The following is a 12712-nucleotide window of genomic DNA, read 5'->3' as shown; positions in this document are numbered from 1 at the left end:
CCGCGGGCATACACTGCCAGAATTAAGCGCGTGTCGTGTTGATACGCTCTCTCATTTGTGAAATGGCCAAATCAACTTGCTGATTATCTTTAACTTGGGTTTCATAGCTGCTTTTTGCATGCTTGCTGCGCTCTTGCATTTGAGAAATTGCTAAGGCAGCAGCTTTGTCTTCAGCACGACGGTTTTGTGCTTCCGGGGTTTGTGCAGCAAATGGATGCAACGCTTCCTTGTACTGCTTCACAACGTCAGCAGCTTTAGGCTCACGCGCAACGGCGGCTTTAATCGCCATTTTTGTTGCACGGTAGTTCCAGTCTTGGATACGGTCATCCATGTCAGCTTTGCTGTCGATGAATACACCAACACAGATAAATACATCATCTGCCTCTTCCAGCGGGATCGTGCCGTCAGCGACGCAATCCATTACAGCCATCGCTACACCACGTTGTGCCGGGCCAAACATTTGTGTTGCCTGACGTCCATCTTTAATGGTCACCTTGTTAAACATTACGGTGTTTGGTTTTACCATCATGTTTGGCGCTGCAATCGCCAACAAACCGTTTACGCCTTGTTTTTGGTCGGTGAGCGTACGACAAAATGCGTCTTCTGCAGCGCTACCGCGTGGACCCATAATCAAGTCAATGTGGGCCACATTTTTCAAATCCAAACCACCTTCTGGACGCTCTTCGATGACTAAACCTTCGCCAATCAATACTCGATCAATCACTGCCATTTTTAACTCCTGATATAAAAAGTACTACTTTATTAAAGGGCTTTCGCTACCCTGCCCTAACCGTTGCTGACCTGACGATAATCATCGTCCCAGTCTGCATTTCCTGCGCGATGGCTGGACGCTTTTGCCTGTCCATCCACAATAAATACCCCTACTGCACTAGCCAGCTCGTTGGCGTGATCCATCAGGGATTCTGCAGCCGCAGCAGCCTCTTCAACCAAAGCTGTGTTTTGCTGCGTCACATCATCCATGCGGATCACCGCATCGTTGACCATGGCGATGCCGGCACTTTGCTCATTCGATGCCGATGCAATTTCACCAATAATCACACTGACCCGTTTCACGGAATCCACGATTTCATGCATTGTGTTTCCAGCTTCCTGCACCTGACGGCTACCTTCTGCTGTTTTGTTCACGGAGTCAGTAATCAATTCTTTAATTTCACGTGCAGCCACGGATGAGCGTTGCGCCAGGCTACCCACTTCGGCCGCCACCACTGCAAAACCCCGACCTTGCTCACCGGCCCGGGCCGCTTCTACCGCTGCATTTAGCGCCAGAATGTTGGTCTGGAAGGCAATGCCATCAATCACGGAAATAATGTCTTCAATCTTGCGGGCACTCTCATTGATATCACTCATGGTGGCCACCACCGCACCGACGACCTCGCCACCTTTGACGGCAACTTGTGAGGCCTGTGCAGCTAAATTATTCGCCTGCTTGGCGTTTTCGGCATTCTGCTTCACTGTCGATGCGAGCTCGTCCATGCTGGAAGCTGTTTTTTCCAGGTTGGCCGCTTGGTCCTCAGTACGGCGACTCAAGTCAGCATTGCCCTGGGCAATTTCCTTGGCAGCAATATTGATAGATTCCGCTGCGGTCTTCACCGTCAACACTGGCTCTACAATCATGTCCAGCGTATTGTTCATGCCTTGCACAATCTTGCGATAATCGCCTGGGTGTCTGTCTGCATTGGCGCGGACGGTGACACGGCCCTCTTTGGCGGCTTCAGCAAGCATTTGGGCGTCTGCATTCAAGGCTTTCAGGTTGCTGCGCACTTGCTCTATGGTTTGATTGATTTTTGCCTTGAGGCCTGGGAACTGCTCCAGCGGTGCATCAAAATTACCATCACCAAACGCTTGTACGCAGGCCATGGCTTTTTGATTCAACTCGATATGTCCAGCCACGATATTGTTGATACTTTCAGCCAATAATGAGAACTGGCCTTTGAACATGTCTGCACGCAGGGTCATATCAATATTGCCTTTTTCGTGCTCGGCATTGACCCAGTTTACAGAGTCTACAATCCCTTTCAGGTTGCCGCGGATACGATCTACGCTCTTGTTCATGGCGGCTTTCTTGCCTGGCATGGCTTCCAGTTGCGCCGTCAGGTCACCCCGGCCAATACTGTCCATGACTGCAATAAAGCGCTCGGTTTCGGTCACATAGCCATGAATCATGCGATTCACAACGTCAGCCACCACTTTAAAATCACCCTGTAATTGACCGCTATTCAAACGCGCATCCGTTTCACCTTCGGCATGGTTTTTAGCCATTGCTGTCAGATCCTGAATCAATGCCTGTACGTTAGATTTGAGGCCATCGAAGCCTTGATTGAAGCCATGCAAATGTTCTGGCAAGCGTTCAAGCTGCGTATTCAGCTCACCACGACCCAGCGCCTCAACGGCGCGGCCGGCTTTTTCCATACTGGCCACATGCATGTTTAACAGATGGTTCACGCTTGCGGCAGACTGGCTCAGCTCCCCTGCAAACGCAGTCACATCCAGTTGCGCGTTAAGGTTGCCTTTGGCATGCTCAGCTTCTATCAGCGCCAATTGCTGTTTGAAGTTTGCAAAACTGGCTTTTGACTGATTGATTGCATCTGCTACCGAGGCTGTGGCTGCGCTTGTCTGCTCAGCAAAGTCACCCTGCGCCAGAGATTGTGCGGCTTGCAGTGTTTGCAAGGGCTCGCCACCTACCACGTGCTTCACTGAAGCGGTCAGACCGCATGCCATGAATATGGCCAACAGCGTTAATCCTGCATGAAGCATGAAACCCATACCTGAACCGGTATTTAAAACCAGTGGTGCCAACAGACTGCATACCAGCACGCCCAGTATCATCGTCAGTTGTAATGAAAGCTTAGTACGAGAAAGTCTTCCCGCAAGCGCACCCCATTGATCAGCGAACATGCGTTTCACTCCTTTTTTCCAGATCCAGATAATTTATTATTTGGTCTATTTATCGACCTATGTCAGCGATTATTCAGCATGCAAGCCACTTTTGAATTGCATGTAAAAAGGGGAAATTTGGTTCTTTTGCGGTAATTGCCCCCCTAAAGAAATTCTTATCGTCGTAATTACTTACCTGGCGGGGTGGTTTTGATCATGGGGATTATTCGAGCCATTTAGCCTTTGCAGCAGCAAACAGGGGGATTTAAGCCCTATGTGCTGCTACAGAAAGCAATTTGGCGCTTAAAAACTTTCCCAGCTATGATCGTGCGTGCCCGTTTTGAGCAACTTGCCCGGATCACCAGCGCCACGGCTTGGGCTGACTTTATGTTTATGCATGGCAGTCAGGTTGACTGCACGGTTTTTCTCAGACACGCGGTGCGTGTTTGCGTGCGCACTGGAAAACCCGCCAGCGGCCACGCCCTCCAGTTTAAACTGACTAATGGCATCGGCTAATTGATTGGCCTGATCGACCAAGGATTCAGCCGCAGCAGCAGCCTCTTCAACCAAGGCTGCGTTCTGCTGGGTGGTTTCATCCATGCTGGTCACTGCCTGGTTCACCTGGTCAATGCCCGTTGACTGCTCGGTAGATGCGGCTGAAATCTCACTGATGATATCGGCCACACGCTGGACTGAGGAAACCACTTCTTCCATGGTGTTACCAGCATTCTCAACCAGTTTGGTGCCTTCGGTGGTCTTGTTCACAGAGTCGGTGATCAATTCCTTGATCTCTTTTGCCGCACTGGCTGAGCGTTGCGCCAGATTACGTACTTCACCCGCGACCACCGCAAAGCCTCTGCCCTGCTCACCTGCTCGCGCGGCTTCTACCGCTGCGTTCAGCGCCAGGATGTTGGTCTGGAAGGCAATGCCGTCGATCACCGAAATAATGTCTTCGATCTTCTTGGCACTTTCGTTGATCGCACTCATGGTGGCAACCACTTCATTAACAACCTGGCCACCTTTGACGGCAACGCCTGAGGCGGTCAGCGCCAGCTGGTTGGCCTGTTTGGCGTTGTCAGCGTTCTGTTTCACGGTCGAAGCCAGTTGTTCCATGCTGGCGGCAGTTTCTTCCAGGCTGGAGGCTTGCTGCTCGGTACGCGCAGACAGGTCTGAGTTACCGCTGGAGATTTCATTGGCGGCAGTGGTGATGGTTTCGACGGCTTCAGTCACCGCAATGATCGGTTCTACGATCATGTCCAGCGTGTTGTTCACGCCTGCAATGATCTTGCGGAAGTCGCCATTGTGTTTGTCGACATCAGCACGCACGGTGATGCGTCCTTCTTTTGCGGCTTCGGCCAGTTGATTGGCGTCGTTGACGAGCAGGTTGACCGCTTCAATACAGGTATTGAGGTTGTTCTTGAGCTCGTTAAAGTCGCCATTGTAATGGTCGGTAATCCGCTCAGGGATGTCGCCTTTGGAGATGCGGTCTACGTAGTTCGCAGCCACATTCAATGGTCCAATCACGGAATCCAGGGTGTTGTTGACGCCTTCAACAATCTTGCGGAAGTCGCCATTGTGCTTGCTGGCATCGGCACGGGTGGTGAGTCTGCCATCGACCGCGGCTTGTGACAGCATGTCGGCATCGCTAATCAGCGCATTGACGGCGTCTATACACTGGTTGAGGTTGTCTTTAATCGTGTTGAAGTCACCATTGTAGTGGTCGGTAATCTTGGCCGGGATATTGCCCTTGGAGATATCGGACACATATTGGGCCGCCACGTTGAGGGGGTCAATCACCGCATCCAGCGTCTCGTTCACGCCCTGGACAATCTTGCGGAAGTCACCTTGATGCTTGCTTGCATCCGCACGGGTGGATAAACGGCCTTCTACCGCTGCGTGCACCAATTCTTCAGTGTCATACACCATACTATTAATGGTCTCTATACACTGGTTCAGGTTGTTTTTAATGGCGTTAAAATCGCCTTTATAGTCAGCCGTAATCTTTTCTGGAATTTCACCTTTGGCGATCTGTTCCACATAGCTCGCAGCCACACCCAAAGGCGTTACAACTGCATCCAGTGTCTCGTTTATCCCCTCAACCACTTTGCGGAAATCGCCTTGATGCGGCTGAATGTCTGCCCGTGTAGAGAGATTGCCTTGTACCGCAGATTGTGCCAGGCCATGGGTATCATGAATGAGTAACTTAATCGACTTGACCATGCTTTGCATGGCCGTCATTAACTGGCCGGTTTCATCCTGGCTATGCACCTCAATCACGACATCTGTTCTACCTAGTGATAAGTCCTGTGCAACCTGGGCGGCTTCACGTATGGGTTTTGCAATTTTTGCGGCTGAAAACCAGATGACCGCAATCCCGGTTGCCGTCACCATCAAGCCTAACAATAACTGCCATAAAGCGGCTTGATTCGCACCGCTAGACAATCGTTGATCAAGCGCTTGCGCTTCTGCCAGCACGACGGCGGTTGGTACTTTAATCAGGACAGACCAAGGTTTGCCAGTGCGGCCCAACATAATGGGGGCGAGCGCCATCATTTGACCAGCCTGCTCATCAATGGCTGCCATATCTCGACCAGACTGAATTTCTTGGAGATACTTTGCGCTGCTGTCGCCAACAATTTTGCCAAAGGGCTGGCCAATCAAGCCTGGATTACGGCTATCGGCCACAATCAGCCCCATATTACTGACGATAACCACTTCGCCCTTGCCGTCAAACAGATTCTTGCTGGCACCTTCAGCGGTTTTTTGCACAAAGTCCAGATTGTAGTCAGTCCCGGCGACACCATAAAACTTGCCGTTCTTGATAATGGGCACCGACAGCGTGGTCAGCCATACAGATTTGCCTTGCACAATATAAGGAAATGGGTCCAATACACTTTCGGTATGGTTTGTTTTGGGGCCAAGATACCAGCCGCCTTTCATGACACCATTGGGGTGCTTGTCCAGCGTGTCATACTCCACCAGTGGTTGCACCGCAATCCGTCCGCTTTCATCACGGTTCCAATAAGGCGTAAAACGGCCGGTGAGGCTATTGTTGCCATCTCTGCCGGTTTTAAAAGCGTCATCTTTACCATCAAGCGCATCCGGCTCCCAACAACTATAAGTGCCATTGAACTCTGGGTTTTGTTTCAGCACATTGAGCAAGATGGCATTAATCTGGTCACGCCCCAGTGCCACGGAACCCTCTTTACTCAACACAAAAGTATTTGCCATCGTGCGTGCCGCATCCAGTGCGACATCAAACTTGGCCTGGATTTTTCCTGCTTCAGAGCCAGCCAGATTCTTCAAGCTGTTTTTGGTGCCTTCGTTGACTAACAACGATACGTTTTCAGACACCAGTTGCTGATTGTTTTTAGCTGAGAGATAAGAGGATCCGACGAGAATGCTGCCGCTAACCAGAATGGACAGCCCTGCCATCAGGACGATTTTGCCCTGAATAGATTGAAAGCGCTGAGACAACTGCATATTGACTTCCTTTGCATAAAAATAAATAGGGGGCGTGCATTGCTGACGCACTGCTCTTCCGAGTTATTTCTAGCTTGAAGTCAATCAATGACCGTAAAGCCAATTTTTATATGAATAATAAAATCCGTTTATAAGATTTTTTATTCACTGTTTATGTAATCATTATCCCGCTAAAGATAAATATCCAAATTGAATGTAAAACGTATTTTTATGGTTCTGTTTAAAGTCATTCAGGCATGAGGTTGTACAAACCATGCCCAATGAAGTGCAGACACAAAAAAACGGCTGCCGAAGCAGCCGTTTCTGAAGATGACTTAGGTCAAAACTCTTCCCAATCCGAATTATCCGTGCCGGTTTTGGCAGTGAGCCTAGGTGGACTGGCCGTCGCTTGAGCACGCTGGGGTTTATCCACATAGCCGGAGGGGGCTGGAACCGGTCGTCCCGAGCCATGCTGAGGCATGCTTCGCGGTGTTGAAGAAACACTTCCCTTGGCTTGAGACTTAGGTGAGGCGGTAAAGCCTGATCCCGCGCCCCTCTCCAGCTTGAACTGGCTGACCACATCCGCCAGCTGATTGGCCTGATCAACCAGGGATTCAGCCGCAGCGGCCGCTTCTTCAACCAAGGCTGCATTCTGTTGCGTGGTTTCATCCATGCTGGTCACTGCCTGGTTCACCTGCTCAATGCCGGTGGTTTGCTCAATAGAGGCAGCAGAGATTTCACTGATAATGTCAGCCACACGTTGCACAGAGGAGACCACCTCGTCCATCGTGCTACCGGCATTTTCAACCAGCTTGGTGCCTTCAGTGGTTTTATTTACAGAGTCTGCAATCAGCTCTTTAATCTCTTTCGCAGCACTGGCTGAACGCTGGGCCAGATTACGTACTTCACCCGCTACAACCGCAAAACCACGGCCCTGTTCCCCTGCACGCGCCGCTTCAACTGCCGCGTTCAAGGCCAGGATATTGGTCTGGAAGGCAATGCCGTCAATGACCGAGATGATGTCCTCGATCTTCTTGGCACTCTCGTTAATCGCACTCATGGTGGCAACCACTTCATTCACCACCTGTCCACCTTTAACCGCGACACCAGACGCTGTCAGTGCCAGCTGGTTGGCTTGTTTAGCGTTGTCGGCATTCTGTTTAACCGTGGATGCCAACTCCTCCATGCTTGCCGCCGTTTGCTCCAGGCTGGAAGCCTGTTGCTCGGTACGGGCGGAAAGATCTGCGTTACCGCTGGAAATTTCATTGGCCGCAGTGGTGATGGTTTCGACGGCTTCAGTCACCGCAATGATCGGCTCTACAATCATGTCCAGGGTGTGGTTCACGCCTTCGACAATTTTGCGGAAATCGCCTTTATGCTGGGAAGCGTCAGCCCGCACTGAAATGCGGCCTTCGCCTGCAGCTTCGGTCAGGCCGTTGATGTCCCCAATCAGCCCTTTCAGGTTAGCGCGAACTTGCTCAACCGTATCGTTTATCTCGCCTTTTTTACCTGGCCAGCGCTGAAGTGGAATGTCGAAGTTGCCTTCGCCAAATCCCTTCACGACCTGCATGGATTGCTGGTTCATTTCCAACAAGCCAGTCACCATATTGTTCACAGACTTGGCCAGCGTACTGAAATCGCCTTTAAACATGTCATCACGTAGCATGGCATCAATTTCACCTTGCTCATGCGCATTACTGACCCAGTTCACCGAATCAATCAAGCCTTTGAGGTTGCCGCCAATCTTCTTGACGCTCTTGTTGATAAACGCTTTTTCTCCGGGGAATTCCTTGATGGTGGCGGAGAAATTGCCTTCACCAAATTGCAAAATACAATCAGTCACGGTTTTATTTTCTTCGATATATTCCTGCACCATGCCGTTAACCCCTTCAGCCAGTGAACTGAAATGGCCTTTGTATTTGGCAGGGTCAATAAAATAGCTGATATTGCCCTGGCGATGGGCAGCAGACATCTGGTTTAAATCGGAAATGATATTGGTCAAATTAGCCCTGACTTGTTCAATATCACGATTGATCTCAGCTTTTTTACCTTTGAATGTTTCAAGCGGAATAGCAAAGTCACCATTGCCAAAACCGTTGATCACAGCCATCACCTTGCGGGTCGACGTATGTTGGTCATCCAGCATTTGATTGACACCTTCAGCCATGTCTTTAAACATTCCTTGGTGTTGTGCACTGTGAATACGGCGATCAATCTCACCATTGGCTTGCGCATCCGCGACATCCTTCATTTCGCTGATGACTTTTAGCACATGTTGCCGCATGCGTTGTAGCTGGTAGGCAACACTGCTTTGGTCATGTTCAACCAGAGGTACGGCAAAATCAGAATCTCCTTCGCCAATTTTTTTGGCAAACTCAGTGAGTTCCAACGGATCTGCGCCTAAACGGTTAAGCAGGGATTTAGAGATTGAAATAGCCATCCATCCAGCGATGAGAATGGCAATCCCCAATGCAATTTGCATCAGTATGGAAAACCCGGAAGCGACAGACTTGGCTTGCGCTGAAGCCGTTTTGTTTAATGCCTCCTGATAATCAATAAACTGGTTAATGGTTTTGAGCCATTCTACAAACAAGGGCTTGGCTTCACTCATTAACAGACTTTTCGCTTGCTCGTCATCACCTGCATTGCGTAACGCAATCACACGTTCAATCACCGGTAATGTTTTTGCCTCGATAGACTTGATGTGCGTGAGAATTTCCTTTTCATCAGCCGTCACGGTCGCATCCGCTTTAAAGATAGTATCCAGCTTGGCCGCACTCTCTTCATAAGCAACCGCCAATCGCCGGATATCACTGATGGACTTATCTACTTCAGCACTGGATGTCTCTAGCGTCACATCCCGTAAACTAATCGCCCGGTCATGCACGCTGCCGCGAAAATTAATGGCATAGCGCTGCTTAACGCTATTCACATCATTGATTTCAGTCAGCGTATCGTCGATTTCACGTACACGGTCAATTCCAATAAAAGTTAATCCTGCCATCAGCAGAATCATGCTACCAAAACCGACCATCAGGCTTTTCTTTACTCTCATGTTTCCAAACATTTATCCATCCTTAGTGTTTGATGACGCCTCTGCCAAGTGCTTGTTTAAAAAGTAAAAAGATCAATATCATGCACATCGCCAGACATGTCTTTCCAAAACAAACACTTTTTCGAAAATATATTGCTATATTGCAATTTTCCGCGCCTCAAGCATCCCCTAAAGAAACACTTAAAACCTATCCTTTTTATGTCTTTGATTTATCCCCTTAAAATGCAAATATGATCTAGTCGGCATCATAAAAAAACCGGCTGTTTAGCAGCCGGCTTGTGATTGTGACAAATGACTAGAACTCTTCCCAATCCGAATCGTCAGTGCCTGTCTTTACAGGGACTTTCGTCGCACTAGCGGGAGGTTTCGAGGTCGGCTGTTTATTGACATGGCTGGAACGCGAAGCAGCAGCAGGCCGCGGTGCTGAATATCCACTGCTACCAGAAGTTGATTTGAGCGTTGCAGTAAAGCCGGTATTACCTTTTCCTTCCAGCTTGAACTTACTGATCACATCTGCCAGCTGATTGGCCTGATCAACCAATGATTCAGCTGCTGCGGCAGCTTCCTCGACCAGCGCCGCATTCTGCTGCGTGGTTTCATCCATGCTGGTCACCGCCTGGTTCACCTGGTCAATCCCTGTGGTCTGTTCAGTAGACGCTGCTGAGATCTCGCTGATAATGTCAGCCACACGTTGGACGGAGGAAACCACCTCTTCCATGGTGTTCCCGGCATTCTCAACCAGCTTGGTGCCTTCTGTGGTTTTATTCACAGAGTCAGTAATCAGTTCTTTGATCTCTTTCGCCGCACTGGCTGAACGCTGGGCCAGGTTACGTACTTCCCCTGCCACAACCGCAAAGCCACGGCCCTGCTCACCTGCACGTGCTGCTTCTACCGCCGCATTCAAGGCCAGGATGTTGGTCTGGAAGGCGATACCGTCAATGACAGAAATAATGTCTTCGATCTTCTTCGCACTTTCGTTGATTGCACTCATGGTGGCAACCACTTCATTGACCACTTCACCGCCTTTAACGGCGACGCCTGAAGCCGTCAGTGCTAGCTGGTTTGCCTGTTTGGCGTTCTCAGCATTCTGTTTCACGGTAGAGGCCAACTCTTCCATGCTGGCTGCAGTTTGCTCCAGGCTGGAAGCCTGTTGCTCAGTACGCGCAGACAAGTCTGAGTTACCGCTGGAGATTTCATTGGCAGCGGTAGTAATGGTTTCCACCGCCTCTGTCACCGCAATAATCGGTTCTACGATCATGTCCAGTGTGTTGTTCACCCCTTCGATGATCTTGCGGAATTCGCCATTGTGTTTGTCGACATCCGCACGGACAGTGATGCGTCCATCGTTTGCGGCTTCAGTCAGCAGGTCAGCATCAGCGACCAGCATGTTGACCGCATCAATACAGGTATTGAGGTTGTTCTTCAGTTCATTGAAGTCACCATTGTAGTGGTCGGTAATCCGCTCAGGGATATCGCCTTTGGAGATACGGTCTACGTAGTTCGCAGCCACATTCAATGGGCCAATCACCGAATCCAGGGTGTTGTTGACGCCTTCGACAATCTTGCGGAAGTCGCCATTGTGTTTGCCAGCATCGGCTCGGGTTGAGAGCTGGCCATCGACGGCTGCTTGTGACAGCATGTTGGCGTCTGCCACCAGGGCGTTGACGGCGTCAATACACTGGTTAAGGTTGTCTTTAATGGTATTGAAGTCACCATTGTAGTGATCTGTGATCTTGGCCGGGATATGGCCTTGTGAAATGTCGGCCACGTATTTGGCCGCCACATTCAAGGGCGTAATCAACGCATCCAGTATCTGATTAATACCCTCGCCGATTTGTTTGACAAATCCCACCGGAAGCTTGCTGATATCAACACGCTCTTTAAGATTACCTGCCGCAGCAGAATTGACCAGCCTGAATACTTCCTGCTGCCCTATATGCTCCGTTGTTTTATCTTCCCATTGCGTCATGCGGCCAAGATACTCTCCTTGAGCGTTGAATGCAGAGATCACGGCAACTTGTATTTTCTTACCGTACATAGAAAGCTCAATTACCCTGGGGATTTTTGAAACTTCTAAAAATGTTGGCCGGATATCCTCAGGCAGATAATTTGCCAAATTGTGCCCAATCATGCCATCCACTTTAAACTCGGGGTGGGTTTTGGCAATTTCATTCGTCATTTCCTCCCACAGGTTACGCGCCGCGTCATTCATGTATTGCAGTTGCTGGCGACTGTCACTATAGGTAAAGGCGGTAGTACTCTGATCGAGTGCTGCTTGCAGTCTGCCTGCTTCTTCCGCCATTTTTCTGGAGTCGTTCACATCAAATCCGATCTTGATTTGCATGGATTTGAGTGTCTTCATCAAACTGCCAAATTCATCATTGCCACGGGTGTCGATCTTGAAGTTGAGTTCACCACCAGCCAAGCCTTGAATAGCATCAGCCATCACAGAAACTGATTTTTTCAGCTTGTGTGAGAATAAGCCTCCCGCCACCAAGGCTGTCGTCAAACCAAGCCCCATCCCCAGCCATGCGTCCGCATGGTGATGATAAAGATTAAAGCCAGAGATGACAGCAACTGGTGTCAACATGGCTGCTGACAGTTTATACATGACCGGTAAGTCATGGACTTTTGCAGCCAGTATTTCAGTCCAAGCGGGCTTGGGCAATTTGCCGTCACGCATTTGTTGGTAAAGCTTTTCGGCCTGTTCAATCTGCCCACGGGTGACCTTGTTACGTACGGACATGTAGCCGACGACGGCTTTACCTTCACGAATAGGCGTCACATTGGCTTCTACCCAGTAGTGATCGCCATTTTTACAACGGTTTTTCACCATGCCATTCCATGGTTTGCCTGCCTTAACCGTACGCCACAAGTCCTCAAATGCCGCAGATGGCATATCCGGATGACGAATAATGTTATGATTTTTTCCGACCAGTTCGGATTCGCTGAATCCACTGATCTCAAGAAACTCCCGATTGATATAGGTAATTGCTCCTTTCAAATCGGTTTTGGATACGATAGAGGCCCCCTCTTTAAGCTCAATCTCTTTTTGAGTCACTGGTAAGTTGATTTTCATAATCAGATCTCTTTCGCAAATTTGTAGTTTCACTAGGACGAAATTTCATTTATTACTTCTATCATGCAGTCTAATCCATTGCTGCAAAATCGAATGTGTAAAAGAAACGGGTATTCTTGCTTCAATACCTCATTTAGCCAAAGAAAAAGCCGACCAGCAGGTCGGCTTTTCATGATGCTAGGCACTCAAAATATGAGGCTGCGGGAAGAAGTATTGACTAT

The 12712-nt window shown here is 49.5% G+C and carries 5 protein-coding genes; all 5 read right to left on the bottom strand.

All coding sequences use genetic code 11. From position 1 onward, the window contains the following. Positions 1-22: 22 nt before the first annotated feature. On the bottom strand, positions 23-730 hold the full coding sequence (gene fae, locus ACFQ1T_RS10360; protein WP_313989212.1) for a formaldehyde-activating enzyme: 708 nt from the start codon (positions 728-730) through the stop codon (positions 23-25). A gap of 56 nt (positions 731-786) precedes the next feature. Beyond that, the gene (locus ACFQ1T_RS10355; RefSeq protein WP_379076266.1) at positions 787-2916 is read right to left on the bottom strand and encodes a methyl-accepting chemotaxis protein; all 2130 of its coding nucleotides are present in this window, start codon (positions 2914-2916) and stop codon (positions 787-789) included. Between the two features lie 282 nt (positions 2917-3198). Beyond that, a complete protein-coding gene (locus ACFQ1T_RS10350) occupies positions 3199-6378 on the bottom strand; it encodes a methyl-accepting chemotaxis protein (RefSeq protein ID WP_379076263.1) in 3180 nt (1059 codons plus the stop codon). A 319-nt stretch (positions 6379-6697) separates the two neighbouring features. Further along, positions 6698-9424, bottom strand: coding sequence for a methyl-accepting chemotaxis protein (locus ACFQ1T_RS10345; RefSeq protein ID WP_379076260.1), 2727 nt, complete (start codon positions 9422-9424; stop codon positions 6698-6700). A 283-nt stretch (positions 9425-9707) separates the two neighbouring features. Continuing rightward, positions 9708-12491, bottom strand: a complete 2784-nt coding sequence (locus ACFQ1T_RS10340) for a methyl-accepting chemotaxis protein (protein ID WP_379076257.1) — start codon at positions 12489-12491, stop codon at positions 9708-9710. Positions 12492-12712 lie beyond the last annotated feature (221 nt).

Origin of the sequence: Methylophilus glucosoxydans, assembly GCF_042676145.1 — a bacterium.
GTDB lineage: Bacteria > Pseudomonadota > Gammaproteobacteria > Burkholderiales > Methylophilaceae > Methylophilus > Methylophilus glucosoxydans.
Note: the sequence above shows the minus strand (reverse complement) of the source record. Positions and strands in the feature narration are given on the sequence as shown.